The following is a 14,767-nucleotide window of genomic DNA, read 5'->3' as shown; positions in this document are numbered from 1 at the left end:
AGAGGAAATACCCAGCTCCATCCCGAACCTGGAAGTCAAGCTCTCTAACGCCGATGATACTGCTCTTTGCAAGAGTGGGAAAGTAGGGTGATGCGGGGGATTTGGCAGTTTACTTGTTCTTGCTTTTTTAGTTTTATTTGGATAACCCTTTCGTTTCTTTTCTAGAGATTATTTTGGCTTTTTGAGGCTTAACTTTCTAATATTCAAGATTTCTTAAGTTTTTATGTGCGACAATCCCTAATCCCTAATCCCTAATCCCTAATCCCTAATCCCTAATCTCTAATCCCTAATCCCTAGAAAGGTTAGAAAGTGAGGTTTTAATGATGGTAGATGTTTTAGATGTTTCAGGTATCCCTTTTCAGGAATTTTGGCACATGCAAATGCATCAGCCGCATCTGTCATGGAATGCGCATGATGTGCGCAAAATTTTGGAAAGATATGGTTTTATTGGCTTGGCAGACTGGGAAAAGGGAACAGCGCAAATTGGAAATTTTCTAAATACAATGCGGATTAACGACATCGTGGCGGTAAGAAAAGGTAAGCAACTGATCGCCCTAACACAGGTTATCGGTGCAGCGTATGACATTAGGAAAGACAGGAGTTTATGCATTGCTAAAAAAGAAGACAACTTAGTAAGCTGGATTATCTACAGACGGCCTGTTAAAATCTTAGACTGGGCACATGGGGGATTTATGGAAATCCCGATTAAATTGCCAGAATTGCGACTCACTTTAAAGAAATGCGGAGCAGGTTCACGAATTGTCATGGATTGGTATGAAAAGGTTGAGGAGCCTTTGAGAGCCAAAGGGGGAGTTGTTTTGGTTTAGGTGGTTTTTTGAAAGCTAAAAATATTTGCCCTTTGTAAAAATGGGGAGGTGTGGGTGTGCGGGGGATAAAAAGTCCAATGATTACTTTTTAAATTGTTATTTTTTAAAGGAAAAAGGCATGTTAAAGCAAAGATTAAAGGAATGGCTGAAAAGTTTTGTATACAGATTAAGGCATATTTTTGTTGGAGAAGTGAATGATAAAATAGCGTGTTTAAATAATGATTTAAATTATAAATTAGCGTGTTTAGAATATGAAACTCATCAACTTAGATTAACGCAAATAATTCAAAATTGCGTAGAAAATAGAGAACACAAGCAGATCTGCTATGCCCTTTTACAACAACCTCCCCTTGTAGCCCGTCTCATTATAGATTTTAGCCCAGCTGTTGCTAACACCATTGATGCCTACCTTAAACTCCTCCAACCTGCTAAACTAGATCATCTTATCCGTGTGGGTGGAAAGAGCGATGGAGGGTATGTGATGCTTGATCCAGCGACAACGAGAGAGAGAGAGAGAGAGTAAACAGCCTATTGCTCTTTCTTTGGGGGTTTCTACTTATTCCCCTTGGGATTTAGAAATGGCGCAAAAGGGCTATTTGGTTTTGCAATATGATGGGAGCATTGAGAAAAGCCCTGATTCCTACAAAAATATTATCTTTCATAAAAAATTTGTCGGCACAAAAAATGATTCTAAAACAATTAGCTTAGAGCAGATTTTGCAAGATTATAACTTGGATGTTAATGCGCACAATATTTTACAAATGGATATTGAGGGGGCAGAGTGGGATATTTTTGAGAAACTAGATTTTGCGCTTCTTGAAAAATACTTTGCACAAATCATTGTGGAATTTCACTGGATTGATCCACGCAATAGATTCCAGTCTATAAGGTATCTTGCTATTTTGGAAAAATTTGCCTCAGCTTTTCAAGTCATCCATTTGCACTATGTTACATGCGCTTCTTATTACTACACCAATCAATTCTTTGCAGGCCAAATTGAAGTTAGTTACGCCAGAAAAGATCTTTTACCAAAAGATTTTAGCCTACGCTCTGTCTGTGGAGATATAGAGGGTTTGGATTATCCAAATGATCCCAACGGGCAATATTTTAATATTTCTATTGATTTTACATGAAATTTTATAAAGGTGAGTAGATCAAGAAAATTTGCTAATTGGTTTTTAAAATAGTTACTCTAATTTCACACTTTCTATTGTTCATAGTGCGTGCCCGCACGATAAAAGCTGTGGAATAAGGTTACGATTTTTTAATGAAAAATAATGCGATTTAAAAAACCTATCTATCTTTTAAAAAGCCTGTTAGTAATGCAACTTGTAATGGATACAAAATACTAGCTTTAAGAGTCAGCGTCTTATCTAACCAACCTCTCATCCACAGCTTTCATCTTTTCAACTACCTTTGTAATAAATCCAGGGCAATAGATTCTTAAATCTAACTTGTTATTTGTATAAATTTCCATACAGCGGCCAAAGCCATGGGGAGTGGCTAGTAAAGCCTCTACTTTAGGATGGTAGATCACATGGTAATTAGCCTGAATGTATTCTGGATAGGGCAAAAAGCGGCCTAGACCGTTAGCATTACAGATCACAAAAATAGGCCCTAAGCCTAAAGCTACTGCAAAGTGAGGGATAGCTGTTTCTAGGGAGACAATAAAGGAGGATTGGGAGAGTACATGCAAAAGTTCTGTGAAGGTAGTTTGACCAACAAGATTAAGAGCTTTAGGAAAACCTAACATGATCTCTTGTGCCTCATTTATCTCGCTTTTAGAACCGCAAAGTACAATTTGAAAATCTGGTGAGATTTTTAAAGCAAGTTCTATCCAAGACTGCAAAGACCATTTTTTTTCTAGGAACAGAAGCTCCCAAGAAAAACACCCCATAAGGCTTACAAGGGAGAGAGAAATCTTTGGGCAAAGGAGGGAGATCAAGGTGGTATTTAATGTCTGTAAGAGGTTTTTTAAGAAGCTGGCTAAAGAACTCTCTATTGCGATCAAATTCAAAGAGAGTGGCGGGGGAGGCGTCTAAAATCGTTGTATAAATGCTATCTTTAGATTGGAGAGTTAGAGAAGAAGAAGTGAGGTATCTTTTAGAATTAGGCTCAAAATATTGGGAGCGGATTTTATGCTTAGCATGGATAATATACACCAAAAGATCATAAAAGTATACCCGCCTATACATGGCATAAACCACGATTTCATAGCTTTGGCGACTGAAGAAAAACAGAGTTTTAAGCAAACTCCAAAAGTTCCATTTATTATTATCTATCACGATGATACGATCAATAAAGTTTGTATCGCCACAGAGATCTACTAGCTCACGATTATATTTACTGCAGCCAAGTGTGATCTCATAATCCGGATAACTCTCCCTCAAAGGTTTTAAAAAATTTCTAAAGAGGCAGTAATCACCCATTCTATCAAGTCTGATAAGTAGTAAAGTTTTAGGGCGGATTTCTTGCTTTGTGTAGCGACGATAAAACAAAAGCAAAGCATGCAAGCCATAAAAAAGTTTTTCTTTAATACGAGGTATCAAATCAGCTAGCAAGGTATCTATTACTCTGTGCCAACACTTATATAAAATACGAAAAATCAACACCAAAAAGCCCCTTTAAAAGAGCTCATTGTAGCACAATTCTTTTAAGAGGAAAAAATCATAAAAGGAGCTACACCCCCTTGTGATATAAGCTGTGTAAAATTCTGACCTCTTCTTCTTCTTTGTTGCCATCAAGCATGGAGTTTAGCGAACCTTTAATAGCAAACAAAGACATATATAAATGCACGATGAAAAAGCCCACCATAGCCAAGCCAAGAAAGTTATGAACAAGCGCACTGAGCCGCAAAAGCGAGATTTGATAGAGCCCAAAAAAATCAGCAATTTTTCCTAAATCATCTGTATTAAAGTACAAAACAGCCCCGCTGAGTATCATCACAAGACCGCCTAAAGTCGCGATCCAAAACCATATTTTTTGCCCCGCGTTGAACTTATAGGCAGGTACGGGTTTTTTCTCCTTAGACAAATACCCCCCCACGATGAGCATCCATTTAATATCTGCTAGCCTAAAGAGCATGTCCTTAAACCACATAAAAAGCATAGGCAACACCGCTACCATAAAAATCACACAACCCACACTATGCACGATGCGACAGAAGCGCACAAATGCCCCGCCCCCAAAATACACCCCAAAGATCATGATTAAGCCTGTAGGTACAAGTAAAGTAAAAGAAACCCCAGCGATCCAGTGGATAATGCGGTTAAAGCGCGTGAAAAAGGGGATTTTTTTACCCCCGTGCGCAAAAATCTTAGGCCCGATGATCAAATAATGCAACAAAAACCCAAAGCCAACCCCTACCACTACTGCTAAAAACAGCCCTAAAAAATAATGCGCCTGCCAGAGAGTCCAGAGTTGCCCTAGCTTGCCTGTCTGCATTTGCCCATAAGGCAAAATCCCTAAAACACGCTCCTGATCTAGGGGTAAATCTTGTGCTTGCAAACAGGAGGCGATAAAAAGGAGTACAAACTTTCTCATAAATCCTTCCTTAGGGTTGTTCTGCGCCCTCTAATTGGTGCTGTGCTTTGGTTTTAAAATCCTGTGCATTGGCATATTTTGCCATGATGCGTTTTCTATAGATGTTTGCAATGCTGAGCGCATCCCCTACTAATAACGCATTGGTCGCACAAGTTGCCGCACACATGGGTACTTGGCCGCTAGCGATGCGATTGACTCCATAAAGTTCCATTTCTTTTTTAGAATGCGTAGGCGCTGGACCTCCGGCACACATCGTGCATTTATCCATCACCCCACGCACACCAAAAGCCCCGTCTCTGGGAAATTGGGGCGCGCCAAAAGGGCAAGCATATAAACAATACCCACACCCAATACAGGTTTCTTTATTGTGCAGTACAATGCCATCCTCACGGATATAAAAACAATCCACCGGGCATACCTGTGCACAGGGCGCGTCTGTGCAGTGCTGGCAGGCAATGGAGATGGATTTTTCCTTGCCCTCTACCCCCTCATACAGCGTAACAACCTTGCGTCTATTAAGCCCTACTGCTAATTCGTTGGAGTGTGAACAGGCCACCGAGCAAGCAAAGCAACTAATACAGCGGTTATCATCGCAATAAAACTTCATGCGATTAGCATTGGGGATTTGCTTGGCAGGTGCTAAATTAGTCATGTACTCTCCTTTAAGCCTTCTCAATGCGGCAAAGACCGGCGTTAAATTCAGGAATTTGGGTTACCGGATCAAAGCCGTAGTTAGTGATCGTGTTAGAACTCTCACCTGTGGTGTAGGGCTTAGTGCCCTCAGGGTAGCGATGACTCAAATCTACCCCTTGTAAGATTCCTGCAAAACTATAGGGCATGCAGATGCGATCGGGAGTAACCGCGTGGCTAAAAATAGCCTTAACCTTAATTTTTGTGCCCTCCGGTGAATGCACCCACATCATCTCTCCATCTTTAATCCCATGGCTAAGCGCTAGATCCGGGTGGATATGGCAAAACATTTCCGGGGTGATATGAGAAAGATACTTGCTTGTTCTCTCTAACATTCCTGCTCCGCTTAAATTCACAAGACGCATAGAGGCTATTACAATCGGAAATTCCTTAGCCCAATCCTGTCGGCTTTGCTCGCTTGCATAGCGCACATCTACCCTAAAGTTATTGATTTGATCCTTGATAGCGGGGTATTTTTTCACTAGATCGGGGCGTGGGGAGTGCAAAGGCTCTCTGTGCAAAGGAATTTGATCAATAAAACTCCAGACAATTGCCCGCGCTCTAGCATTGCCATAAACACACACGCCCTTTTCATCGCATTTTTTCTGGATCAGCCCGCTAGTATCTACTTTCCAGTTATCCCCCATGATTTCTCTTTCATGCGGGGTAAGCTGAATACCAAGTACCTTTTCAATATTGGCCTTTGTAATCTCTGGGTGGCCTCCCTGTATAGCCGATCCCTTAACCGTTACACTTTTATCTGCAAGCAAACTTTGCCCGTTGCGCTCCTCGCCAAAGCGCGCCCTAAAGCCCATGCCCCCCTCTTTAGTGGGTACACTGGTGTTATATAAAATAGGTGTGCCGGGGTGTTGTGGCGTCCATGCTGGCCATGGCAAGCCATAATATTGCCCTTTCATAGGGCCATAGCCTTCTAAAGTTTCATAATCAAACATATGCCAGTTTTCTTGTTGGGCTTTTAAGCGCTCTGGTGTCCAGCCCCCTAATCCAATCACCTTAACCGTGCGCGCAAGCTCTCTTGTGGCATCCTCAGGCCAGCTAAAGCTTTTACGCACCTGTACAAGTTTGCCGTTTTTATCAAAATCGCATAAAAGGGCTTTGGTGTACTCATCATAGAAACCAAATTTTTTAGCCATTTCAAACATCAATTCATGATCTTGCTTGGTTTCATAGATGGGCTTAACCACTTGGCTACGCCACTGCGCGCCTCTATTGGTGGCTACAACGATGCCCTCACATTCAAACTGAGTAGCCACAGGCAATACATAAACCCCATCAGGGCGCTCGGTTAAAATGGCCGCCTCGTTTAAGAAGGGTTCGGCAATGACCATTAAATCAAGCTTTTCAATGGCCTTAGCCATTTTTGTATTGTGCGCTAGAGAGGAAACTCCATTGCCCTGTACCCACAAGCCCTTAATTGGAGCGTTAGAGTGGGTTTTGCTCTCCTGCAATACGCCCTCATACCACAAAGACAAACTATAGCCCTTTTTATGCATCCACTCAGGCGCATGGAAGCGTTTTTGCAAATACGAAAAATCCACACCCCAGCATTTGGCATAATACTTCCAGCTCTCCTCACTCAAACCATAATAGCCCGGCAAATTATCTGCTACACAACACATATCCGTAGAGCCCTGCACATTGTCATGCCCGCGCACGATATTACAGCCCCCGCCTTTTTTGCCCATGTTGCCTAACACAAGCTGCAAGATAGACAAAATACGGGTATTAGAACTGCCCACAGTGTGCTGGGTGATACCTAGCGCCCAAGCTAGAGTAGCTGGCTTGGCTTGCGCAAACACGCGGGTAGTTTGGATAAGAAGGTCTCTAGGCACACCTGTAATATCCTCTACCACTTCTGGCGTGTACTTTAAGGCCTCTTTTTTAATCGCATCAACCCCGTAAGTTTGGTTTTTAATAACCTCTTTATCTTCCCAACCATGCTTAAAGATTAAGTGCAACATGCCATAAACAAAGGCAATATCAGTGCCTGAGCGGATACGCACATAAATATCTGCCTTAGCCGCACTTTTAGTAAAAACCGGATCAATCACAATGAGTTTAGCGTTATTGCGATCCTTTGCCTGTAAAAAGTGCTTAAAGCCAATGGGGTTACTCACCGCCGTATTAAGGCCAATCATCAAAATAGCTTTAGAATGCCCGACAATGTCTCCAAAGTGATTTGTCATCGCACCATACCCCCATGTATTCGCCACACCGGCGACTGTGGTGCTGTGTCAAATCCTAGCTACATGATCAATGTTATTCGTACCATAAAAGGCCGCGAATTTGCGCCAGTAGTAGGCTTGCTGCGAATTCATTTTCGCACTGCCTAAAAACATCATGCTATCAGGCCCGTATTTAGCGCGCATAGCAATCATCTTAGCGCTCACCTCATCAATGGCTTGCTCATAGCTAATGCGTTTCCACTGCCCTCCCTCTCTTTTAAGCGGATATTTAAGGCGCATTTTAGATTTAACCAAGTCTATTTGATCCACGCCCTTACAGCAGTGGCTTCCTGCACTAATGGGGTGATCTTGGGCAACATCTTGGCGAATCCACACCCCGTCTTTAACCTCTGCAATGATTCCACATCCAGCCGAACAAATGCTACAAATGGTTTTAACCCGTTTGACTCCCTCATTAGGATCAATAACCGGCTCTTGTTTAGTTGTCTTAGTGTTAGCAAAGGCTAAGCTTGCCCCAGCGCCAGCCCCAATAGCGCCCATTTTTAAAAATGAACGACGACTCAAATTTCCCATGTCTATCCTTTCTTAAGAAATTACCACACAGCTTTATAAAAAATATCCCAAGCGGGGGTTTTATGGTAGAGAATTTCTTTTTTGACACTCTTACCCACCACGACCCCATTGCTATCTGGCTCGGTGTTAAAAAGTGCGCGTTGTGGCATCGTGGCCTCTAACGCCTCTCCTGCTAAAACGCCTGCTCCTAAAGTTCCTAGAGTTTTTAAGGCTTGGCGTCTTTTCTCTTGCATGGCCAACTCCTAGTGTGAAATAAGGTTAAAAAACAACCTCTCGTGTTTGATGAATGCGCTTAGTATTATAGCGCAATTTTGATAACAAATACTTTTTTCATGGCTAGCAATAGCCTCTATAAAGGCATCGCCAAAGAGATGGAAAAAATCCTTAAAAAGCCGCGCGTGTAACTCCCATAAATCTTGCCCTTCTAGGATTTGTTGCAAAAAAGCATTCATCATTAAGGTTAAAAAGCCTAGATCGTCTTCACTGACTGCATGGGGGAGAGTGTGGCTCTCTAACTGCAAACCGGATTGCTTTAAAATGGCGATGGCCTCAAGGCGTTTTTTGCCATTATCCTGACCCTCCAAATAATAAGACGCACTCATGGGTACAAAAGAAGAATCAGGAGCAAATAACACGGCATTTTGTTCGGCTAAAAAAGTCTCAAAACCTTTTTCTAAAAAAGCATGCCAATCTTGCCACGCCTTTTGTGTTTCTGGATCAAAGGGGAAGTTTTTTAAATAATCTACAAGAGCTCTTAATTCCTCGAAGCTTTCTTCTGTCTTGATAAAAACCACCACATAATGCCACAAGCGGTAATAAAGCGCACGGGCGCGAGTAAGATTAGGGTCTATGCTATTCATGGGCAAGCATTGTACTATAAGTTTTGCACATCTTGGTTAAAGGTTTTAAGCTAAAAAATCCACTTAGTTTGCTAGAATACGCAATTTTAGAATTCTTAAGCAAGGATGCGTGTGGATACTCTTTCAATTATTAAGCCCGATGGCGTGAAAAAGCGTATCATCGGCAAAATCATTACCCGTTTTGAAGAGGCGGGTTTAGAGGTGGTGAACATCAAACGCCTACACCTGAGTAAAGAACAGGCTGAAGATTTTTATGCAATCCACCAAGAGAGGCCTTTTTTTAATGATTTAATCGCTTTTATGACCAGTGGCGAAGTGGTGGTGATGGTGTTAGAAGGGCCTAATGCTGTAGAGAAAAATCGTGAATTAATGGGCGCAACTGATCCAAGGGCTGCTAAGCCGGGTACAATTAGGGCGGATTTTGCCGAAAACATTGATGCTAATGTGGTGCATGGAAGCGATAGTGTTGAGAACGCCCAAAGAGAGATTGCTTTTTTCTTTGGCAAGTAAGATTTAATGCGTCTGAAAATGCAAAAAATAGGTTATTCTTCTAGCCCTATTGCCTATGAACATGAGGGCATGCGCTTAGAAGGTGGGGTTAAAAGAATTAGTTCCAATCTTTTTTTGCTAGAGGGGCATTTGCAAGGGAGAATACAAGTAGAGTGTGCTAGAAGCGCTAAACCTTTCTTTAAAGAGATTTTACAGGATTTAAAAATCTTTATCTGTGATAGGGTCTTTGATCCTAAAGAGAGGAATGAAGCGGGCATAGATGCCCTAGATGTCATTGAAAGTTTTGATGGCATGATTGATATAGCCGATGTGTTGTACTCAGAAGTGCAGTCCATCCAAGCTGATTACCATTACTTAGATTAAAACAAAGGATAAACATGGCCGTTCCTGATAGACGCGTGAGTAAAACTAGAGCAAAAAAAAGACGCACCCATTACACCGCAAAGTTGGCAATGCCTGTTAAAGGTAAGGATGGGAGCTGGAAACTACCCCATTTTCTTAACCAGTTTACGGGCAATTATAAATAACCCCAATGAAAATTGTCGTTGATATGATGGGAGCAGACCTAGGGGTTTTGCCCATTATTGAGGGGGTTTCTAAGGCGCTAAGTACCCAAGTCTTTAAACCAGTGCTAGTTGGAGATGCTAAAAAAGCTAAGGCTTTTATCTCTAAGGATTTAGTTTCTAAGGTAGAAATCATTGACTGTGCGGATTATATCCGCATGGACGAGCAAGCCACCGATGCACTCAAGCGCAAAGAGTCTTCTATCTTTGTGGGCATGGAAATTTTAAAAAATAACGGAGCTGATGCGTTAGTTTCTGCTGGGCATAGTGGGGCGACTATGGGGCTAGCCACGCTTAGATTAGGGCGCATTAAGGGCGTGAGCCGTCCGGCACTTTGTACTTTAATGCCCTCAGTTGGTCAGCGTCCTAGTTTGTGTTTAGATGTGGGGGCTAACACGGATTGTAAGGCAGAATATTTGCTAGATTTTGCAATTCTAGGCTATGAATACGCTAGAAATGTACTTGGTTATGAAAACCCCACAGTGGGGCTTTTATCTAATGGGGAGGAAGATAGCAAGGGCAATCTCATAACTAAAGAAGCCTTTAAACTGATCAAAGAATACCCTCTTTTTTGTGTGGATAAAGAGAGCCCGCCCATTTTTAAAGGCAATGTTGAGGGCAGTGATATTTTTGTCAATAATGTAGATGTCGTGGTGTGCGATGGTTTTGTGGGTAATGTGTTATTAAAGACTACAGAGGGCGTTGCTAGTGCCATTGCTGGCATTTTTAAAAACACCATTAAGGGAAGTTTTGGCGCTAAAATGGGGGCGTTTTTATTAAAAGATGCCTTTAGCACACTCAAACAAAAAACTGATTATGCCGAGTACGGGGGCGCGCCTCTTTTGGGTGTGAATAAAGTCGTGATCATTAGCCATGGTAAAAGCAATGCTAGGGCTGTTGAATGTGCGATTTATCAGGCAATCAAGGCTAAAGAGAGTGGCGTAGCTGAAAAAATGGCGCTAGCATTTGATCATAAAAAAAATGAGGGTTCTACAACACAAGACCCCTCCGCTTGAGTTTTTAGGGAAAGGAAGAGCATGCCCTATGCGATGTTGCGATCTGTCGCTGCTTATGTGCCAGAAAAATGTATCCCCAACCATGTTTTTGAGAGTTTTTTAGATACCAGCGATGATTGGATTTATAAACGCACAGGGATTAAAACCCGTTATTTTGCCACACCTAATCAAAAGAGTAGCGATCTAGGTTTAAAGGCTGCACAGCTAGCTATTGAGCGCTCCGGTTTAGAGCTAAAAGATATTGATCTAGTTTTAGTAGGTACTCTTAGCCCTGATCATGTGGCTATGCCCTCTACAGCTTGTAGTTTAAGCGCTAAATTAGGGCTAGAGAACACCCCTAGTATGGATATTATCGCTGCTTGTAGTGGGTTTATCTATCTTTTAGCCACAGCTAAAGCCTTTGTAGAAAGTGGCATGTATTGCCATGTTTTAATCGTGGGGGCAGAGAAGTGTAGCAGCGTACTAGATTTTACAGATCGCAGTACCTGCGTACTCTTTGGAGATGGAGCGGGGGCGTGTGTGATCTCTTCTACAGAAAATCCAAGAGAGCGTATTTTAGATGTTAAAATTGCTGCAGATGGGCGCTATACAGATTATCTTTATACCCCCAGATCACTTAAGCCAAGCACTTTTATCACAGCTCAAGAACAAAGCCAAACCCTGCACATGAATGGCAATGGGGTTTTTAAAATGGCGATTAAAACTTTGCTTAAAGATGTAGAGGAGATTTTAAAAGCTAATCATTTGCAACCAGAAGATATCACTTATTTTATCCCCCATCAGGCTAATTTACGCATTATTCAGGCCGTGCAAAACCAATTAGCTTTCAAAGAGGAACAGGTGATTTTAACCGTGCAAAAATATGGCAACACCTCAGCGGCCAGTATTCCTATGGCTATGAATGAGATTTATGAGCAAGGCAAACTTAAAAAGGGCGATTTAATGCTATTAGATGCTTTTGGGGGCGGATTGACTTGGGGGTCTGCTCTGGTGTATTTTGGTGGCTAGGTTGAAGCTTGTTTTTAGAAAAAAGTACTAAAATAGGGGTTTTGCAGAAATTGATAAAGGATAAACATGACGGTTGTTAGGCTTACACGGATTGGGCGGAGGAAAAAACCTTTTTACCGGGTTGTTGTTACAGATTCTAGAAAGCGCCGCGATGGGGGTTGGATTGAATCTATTGGGTATTATAACCCCTTGAGTAATCCCAAAGTGGTACAAATCAATCATGAAAGATTAGATTATTGGAAAAGTGTAGGGGCTAGAATGAGTGAGCGGGTGGAAAAACTCTCTAAAGGATAAATTAGGCTATTTAAAATGGAGCACTTTAGTGAGCAAAACCCCAGCGGGGAGGAAAGAGAGGGGTTTTGTGTTGAAAAATTTGTAGAGGCGTATTGTAAAAAGATCGTCGCCTACCCTCAGGTTTTGCAAGTACAATCTAGGTTGCAAGGACAAATCAAAGAAATTTTAATCTACACCAATCCTATGGACATGGGACGCGTGATTGGTAAAGATGGCAAAATGGTTAGCGCTCTTAGAGCTTTTATTTCAGGCGTGAAGGCAAAAGACGGGCTAAGCTATAAAATCATTGTTCTAGCTTCTGAAAACCCTTATGTATCATGAGAATAGAGGATTTGTTAGTGGTGGGTGTGATTGGGCGCTGTGTAGGGCTTTTGGGTGGTCTTAAACTTTTTTTAAAAGGGAATTGTTTGGAGTGTTTGCAAAAAGGCGCGCAGGTTTATGCTTACCACATGGGAGCGCCCCGTACCCTTATTATTAAACAATATACAGCCAAACCCTCACTGATCTTTTTTGAAGGGCTAGAAACTCCAGAGCTTGCCAAAACTTTAACGGGTTGTACTTTAGCCATGAGTGAAAAAGAAACTCTAAAATATTGCCATTTAGCAGAAGGGGAGTTTTTATACTCCCAACTAATTGGATTAGAGATTGAAGAAGAGGGCGCTATTTTAGGGCGGGTGGTTAGTGTAGATGATCTAGCCTCTATGGCTTATTTACGCGTACAAAGCTTTAATAAGAGTTTTTTAATCCCTTATATTGCGCGCTATATTTTGCGAGTAGATTTATCCATACAGCGCATTTATACCCAAGATAGCAAAGGGCTTTTAGAAGAAAGTTAATGCGTTTTAGTTTACTCACTCTTTTTCCCAAATTGCTTTCTTTTTATTTTGAAGATTCTATTTTAAAACGGGCTTTGGAGCGCGCCATTTTTAGCCTAGAGATTATCAATATGCGTTCTTTCTCTCCTCATAAATTTAAGCGCGCTGATTTTCCTTTAGTAAGCGGGGGTGCGGGGCAGATTCTAGACCCCTACATGGTTGAAAATGCCCTTAAGAGTGTAGATAGTGGGCATGTGATCTTTTTAAGCCCTGTGGGCAAACCTTATAACCAACAAGATGCTAAGAGATTAGCTAATTATGCGCATTTGGTACTAGTTTGTGGGCGTTATGATGGATTTGATGAACGCTTGATTGAAAAACATGCTGATGAGGTGCTCAGTGTGGGCGATTTTATACTCACTGGGGGGGAATTAGCCGCCCTTTGTATCTGTGATAGTGTAGCGCGGCTCTTAGAGGGGACTTTAGGTAATAGCGCTTCTTTAGAAAAAGAGAGTTTTGAAAATAATCTATTAGAAGCTCCTAATTTTGCTAACACCTATGAATTGTCCACTAATACCCCCAGTTGTACGCAATTACCCACGATTTCAGAGTATTCAAAGGGAAACCATGCTAAAATAGCGTCGGTTATGCGTGATTTATCTATCAAGCGGACTCAATATTATTATCCGTCTCTCTACCACTTAGATAAGTCTTTGCAATGTTTCTCTCAACAACACAAGAAAGGTTAACCCCATGAAAGATCGCTATCTAAAATCCTTTGAAGATGCGCAGATTAAAGTAGAACCCCCCAGGTTTAAAGCAGGAGACACGCTAAGATTAGGGATTCGTATCCAAGAGGGCGATAAGATGCGTACCCAAAATTTTGAGGGAGTGTGCATTAGTTTGCGCGGCTCTGGAGTGGGTAAGACCTTTTGTGTCCGTAAAATTGGCGCAAATGGTGTAGGCGTGGAGAGGATTTTTCCCTTATATGCGGCAAGTTTGGTGAGTATTGAAGTTTTGCGGGTGGGGCGTGTGCGCCGGGCTAAACTCTACTACTTGCGCCACAGAAAAGGCAAAGCAGCACGCATTAAAGAAGTACGCAAAAAAGAGTTGGCTTAGTTTTTCAATCAAAATAATTACCATTTCGCGCTCTTGTAAATTTAACTAGGCAAGCGCGGTAATTTGTGCTAAAGACGCGCGATTAACTTGGGCGTGCTTTGCTTGATCAACTCTAAAAAGTCAAGGTTGCATAGGTTTTTAGATTTTTAAAGAATGAAAGACAAACAATCTAATAAGCAAAGCACACAAGACTCAGTACTTCAAGAGGCGTTAAACACCCCAACAAGTGAGGTTAAACACCTAAAGCAGGCCACAAACTTAAGAGAGTGCAAAAAAGAACAAGAGAGTTTGTATACAGATTTACAAAACTTACCCTTGCAAGAAGCGTTAAAAGAGCTTAGAGTACGGGGGGTGGAGTTTGTGGAGTTGGGGGAGATTGGCAAGATACTTGGTGGATTGCATGGAAAAATTCAAGTTCTTCTAAAGATGGGAATAATAAAGTTATTTAAGAATATCTTAATAATCTATCGGTTTTTAACGATTTAAAAAGGTTTGAGATTTTTAAAGAATGACAGATAAGCGATCTAATGAGCAGAACCAACAAGCCCCAGTACTTCAAGAGGCGTTAAATCCCTTTTCAAGTCTTGTTAAACACCCTCTACTCAAAGAAAATTTTAGGGTGGAGTGGGTGAGATTGGGGGAGATATTTAACATCAAAAACGGATACACCCCCTCAAAAAGCAGGCCAGAGTTTTGGCAAGGGGGAACTATCCCATGGTTTAGGATGGATGACATCCGCGCA

22 protein-coding genes and 1 rRNA gene are annotated in these 14,767 nt (G+C 41.7%); 16 read left to right on the top strand and 7 right to left on the bottom strand.

Annotation, left to right across the window (positions count from 1 at the left end; translation table 11 throughout):
* The 4 genes from rrf to G6Q06_RS07710 form a co-directional block, all read left to right on the top strand.
* A 5S ribosomal RNA gene (rrf, locus tag G6Q06_RS07725) occupies positions 1–99 on the top strand; the annotation flags it as partial.
* Positions 100–323: 224 nt separating this feature from the next.
* Positions 324–827 (top strand): pyruvate kinase, encoded by a 504-nt coding sequence (locus G6Q06_RS07720; RefSeq protein WP_240329361.1) that lies wholly within the window; start codon positions 324–326, stop codon positions 825–827.
* Between the two features lie 118 nt (positions 828–945).
* Entirely contained in the window at positions 946–1,350 is a 405-nt protein-coding gene (locus G6Q06_RS07715; RefSeq protein WP_163566241.1) for a hypothetical protein, read from the top strand.
* Positions 1,313–1,960: an FkbM family methyltransferase gene (locus G6Q06_RS07710; protein ID WP_240329358.1), complete on the top strand. Its 648-nt coding sequence runs from the start codon at positions 1,313–1,315 to the stop codon at positions 1,958–1,960. Before G6Q06_RS07715 ends, G6Q06_RS07710 begins: the two co-directional genes overlap by 38 nt.
* Before the next feature lie 236 nt (positions 1,961–2,196).
* Here G6Q06_RS07710 and G6Q06_RS07705 read toward each other — a convergent pair whose 3' ends face one another.
* From G6Q06_RS07705 to G6Q06_RS07670, 7 genes are all read right to left on the bottom strand, one after another.
* Positions 2,197–2,724 (bottom strand): glycosyltransferase family 9 protein, encoded by a 528-nt coding sequence (locus G6Q06_RS07705; protein WP_240329356.1) that lies wholly within the window; start codon positions 2,722–2,724, stop codon positions 2,197–2,199.
* Entirely contained in the window at positions 2,609–3,442 is an 834-nt protein-coding gene (locus G6Q06_RS07700) for a glycosyltransferase family 9 protein (protein WP_163566239.1), read from the bottom strand. Before G6Q06_RS07700 ends, G6Q06_RS07705 begins: the two co-directional genes overlap by 116 nt.
* A 64-nt stretch (positions 3,443–3,506) precedes the next feature.
* Complete coding sequence (locus G6Q06_RS07695) at positions 3,507–4,370, bottom strand: formate dehydrogenase subunit gamma (protein ID WP_163566238.1); 864 nt, start codon at positions 4,368–4,370, stop codon at positions 3,507–3,509.
* 10 nt (positions 4,371–4,380) lie between these two features.
* Positions 4,381–5,022 carry a formate dehydrogenase FDH3 subunit beta gene (fdh3B, locus tag G6Q06_RS07690; RefSeq protein WP_163499631.1) on the bottom strand — a complete coding sequence of 214 codons (642 nt, stop codon included), beginning with the start codon at positions 5,020–5,022 and terminating at the stop codon, positions 4,381–4,383.
* Positions 5,023–5,032: 10 nt separating this feature from the next.
* Positions 5,033–7,840: a formate dehydrogenase subunit alpha gene (locus G6Q06_RS07685; RefSeq protein WP_275896964.1), complete on the bottom strand. Its 2,808-nt coding sequence runs from the start codon at positions 7,838–7,840 to the stop codon at positions 5,033–5,035.
* Between the two features lie 20 nt (positions 7,841–7,860).
* Positions 7,861–8,073, bottom strand: coding sequence for a hypothetical protein (locus G6Q06_RS07675; protein ID WP_163534134.1), 213 nt, complete (start codon positions 8,071–8,073; stop codon positions 7,861–7,863).
* Positions 8,074–8,082: 9 nt separating this feature from the next.
* Positions 8,083–8,700, bottom strand: coding sequence for a TorD/DmsD family molecular chaperone (locus tag G6Q06_RS07670; RefSeq protein ID WP_163565245.1), 618 nt, complete (start codon positions 8,698–8,700; stop codon positions 8,083–8,085).
* Positions 8,701–8,805: 105 nt separating this feature from the next.
* Here G6Q06_RS07670 and ndk point away from each other — a divergent pair, with 105 nt between their 5' ends.
* The 12 genes from ndk to G6Q06_RS07610 all read left to right on the top strand — a co-directional run.
* Positions 8,806–9,210, top strand: a complete 405-nt coding sequence (gene ndk / locus G6Q06_RS07665) for a nucleoside-diphosphate kinase (RefSeq protein ID WP_163565244.1) — start codon at positions 8,806–8,808, stop codon at positions 9,208–9,210.
* A 6-nt stretch (positions 9,211–9,216) separates the two neighbouring features.
* Positions 9,217–9,573 (top strand): DUF177 domain-containing protein, encoded by a 357-nt coding sequence (locus G6Q06_RS07660; RefSeq protein WP_163566236.1) that lies wholly within the window; start codon positions 9,217–9,219, stop codon positions 9,571–9,573.
* Positions 9,574–9,587: 14 nt separating this feature from the next.
* The gene (gene rpmF / locus G6Q06_RS07655; RefSeq protein WP_163534130.1) at positions 9,588–9,737 is read left to right on the top strand and encodes a 50S ribosomal protein L32; all 150 of its coding nucleotides are present in this window, start codon (positions 9,588–9,590) and stop codon (positions 9,735–9,737) included.
* Between the two features lie 5 nt (positions 9,738–9,742).
* Positions 9,743–10,789: a phosphate acyltransferase PlsX gene (plsX, locus tag G6Q06_RS07650; RefSeq protein WP_163566235.1), complete on the top strand. Its 1,047-nt coding sequence runs from the start codon at positions 9,743–9,745 to the stop codon at positions 10,787–10,789.
* Between the two features lie 21 nt (positions 10,790–10,810).
* Positions 10,811–11,797: a beta-ketoacyl-ACP synthase III gene (locus G6Q06_RS07645; RefSeq protein WP_205436002.1), complete on the top strand. Its 987-nt coding sequence runs from the start codon at positions 10,811–10,813 to the stop codon at positions 11,795–11,797.
* A 66-nt stretch (positions 11,798–11,863) separates the two neighbouring features.
* Positions 11,864–12,091, top strand: coding sequence for a 30S ribosomal protein S16 (gene rpsP / locus G6Q06_RS07640; protein ID WP_163534128.1), 228 nt, complete (start codon positions 11,864–11,866; stop codon positions 12,089–12,091).
* A gap of 15 nt (positions 12,092–12,106) precedes the next feature.
* Complete coding sequence (locus G6Q06_RS07635; RefSeq protein ID WP_163566234.1) at positions 12,107–12,412, top strand: KH domain-containing protein; 306 nt, start codon at positions 12,107–12,109, stop codon at positions 12,410–12,412.
* Positions 12,409–12,927, top strand: a complete 519-nt coding sequence (gene rimM / locus G6Q06_RS07630) for a ribosome maturation factor RimM (RefSeq protein ID WP_163566233.1) — start codon at positions 12,409–12,411, stop codon at positions 12,925–12,927. Before G6Q06_RS07635 ends, rimM begins: the two co-directional genes overlap by 4 nt.
* A complete protein-coding gene (gene trmD, locus G6Q06_RS07625; RefSeq protein ID WP_163566232.1) occupies positions 12,927–13,655 on the top strand; it encodes a tRNA (guanosine(37)-N1)-methyltransferase TrmD in 729 nt (242 codons plus the stop codon). Before rimM ends, trmD begins: the two co-directional genes overlap by 1 nt.
* A gap of 4 nt (positions 13,656–13,659) precedes the next feature.
* Positions 13,660–14,025, top strand: coding sequence for a 50S ribosomal protein L19 (gene rplS, locus G6Q06_RS07620; RefSeq protein ID WP_163534124.1), 366 nt, complete (start codon positions 13,660–13,662; stop codon positions 14,023–14,025).
* A 153-nt stretch (positions 14,026–14,178) separates the two neighbouring features.
* Positions 14,179–14,511 carry a hypothetical protein gene (locus G6Q06_RS07615; RefSeq protein WP_163566231.1) on the top strand — a complete coding sequence of 111 codons (333 nt, stop codon included), beginning with the start codon at positions 14,179–14,181 and terminating at the stop codon, positions 14,509–14,511.
* Between the two features lie 22 nt (positions 14,512–14,533).
* Positions 14,534–14,767 (top strand): restriction endonuclease subunit S (locus G6Q06_RS07610; protein ID WP_163566230.1); only part of this gene is annotated, 234 nt, incomplete at its 3' end.

The sequence above is a fragment of the Helicobacter suis genome (genome assembly GCF_902196135.1).
In the GTDB taxonomy this organism is placed as follows: Bacteria; Campylobacterota; Campylobacteria; order Campylobacterales; family Helicobacteraceae; genus Helicobacter; species Helicobacter suis_A.
This window is presented reverse-complemented; position numbering and strand designations above follow the sequence as displayed.

What these genes read in the sequence shown, in the direction of transcription:
- rimM (WP_163566233.1), top strand. Translation starts at nt 12,409, where the DNA reads ATGAGAATAGAGGATTTGTTAGTGGTGGGTGTGATTGGGCGCTGTGTA.
- rplS (WP_163534124.1), top strand. Translation starts at nt 13,660, where the DNA reads ATGAAAGATCGCTATCTAAAATCCTTTGAAGATGCGCAGATTAAAGTA.
- G6Q06_RS07660 (WP_163566236.1), top strand. Translation starts at nt 9,217, where the DNA reads ATGCGTCTGAAAATGCAAAAAATAGGTTATTCTTCTAGCCCTATTGCC.
- G6Q06_RS07705 (WP_240329356.1), bottom strand. Translation starts at nt 2,724, where the DNA reads ATGGGGTGTTTTTCTTGGGAGCTTCTGTTCCTAGAAAAAAAATGGTCT.
- plsX (WP_163566235.1), top strand. Translation starts at nt 9,743, where the DNA reads ATGAAAATTGTCGTTGATATGATGGGAGCAGACCTAGGGGTTTTGCCC.
- G6Q06_RS07675 (WP_163534134.1), bottom strand. Translation starts at nt 8,073, where the DNA reads ATGCAAGAGAAAAGACGCCAAGCCTTAAAAACTCTAGGAACTTTAGGA.
- ndk (WP_163565244.1), top strand. Translation starts at nt 8,806, where the DNA reads ATGCGTGTGGATACTCTTTCAATTATTAAGCCCGATGGCGTGAAAAAG.
- trmD (WP_163566232.1), top strand. Translation starts at nt 12,927, where the DNA reads ATGCGTTTTAGTTTACTCACTCTTTTTCCCAAATTGCTTTCTTTTTAT.
- rpmF (WP_163534130.1), top strand. Translation starts at nt 9,588, where the DNA reads ATGGCCGTTCCTGATAGACGCGTGAGTAAAACTAGAGCAAAAAAAAGA.
- G6Q06_RS07670 (WP_163565245.1), bottom strand. Translation starts at nt 8,700, where the DNA reads ATGAATAGCATAGACCCTAATCTTACTCGCGCCCGTGCGCTTTATTAC.
- G6Q06_RS07720 (WP_240329361.1), top strand. Translation starts at nt 324, where the DNA reads ATGGTAGATGTTTTAGATGTTTCAGGTATCCCTTTTCAGGAATTTTGG.
- G6Q06_RS07615 (WP_163566231.1), top strand. Translation starts at nt 14,179, where the DNA reads ATGAAAGACAAACAATCTAATAAGCAAAGCACACAAGACTCAGTACTT.
- G6Q06_RS07635 (WP_163566234.1), top strand. Translation starts at nt 12,107, where the DNA reads ATGGAGCACTTTAGTGAGCAAAACCCCAGCGGGGAGGAAAGAGAGGGG.
- G6Q06_RS07645 (WP_205436002.1), top strand. Translation starts at nt 10,811, where the DNA reads ATGCCCTATGCGATGTTGCGATCTGTCGCTGCTTATGTGCCAGAAAAA.
- G6Q06_RS07695 (WP_163566238.1), bottom strand. Translation starts at nt 4,370, where the DNA reads ATGAGAAAGTTTGTACTCCTTTTTATCGCCTCCTGTTTGCAAGCACAA.
- G6Q06_RS07715 (WP_163566241.1), top strand. Translation starts at nt 946, where the DNA reads ATGTTAAAGCAAAGATTAAAGGAATGGCTGAAAAGTTTTGTATACAGA.
- fdh3B (WP_163499631.1), bottom strand. Translation starts at nt 5,022, where the DNA reads ATGACTAATTTAGCACCTGCCAAGCAAATCCCCAATGCTAATCGCATG.
- rpsP (WP_163534128.1), top strand. Translation starts at nt 11,864, where the DNA reads ATGACGGTTGTTAGGCTTACACGGATTGGGCGGAGGAAAAAACCTTTT.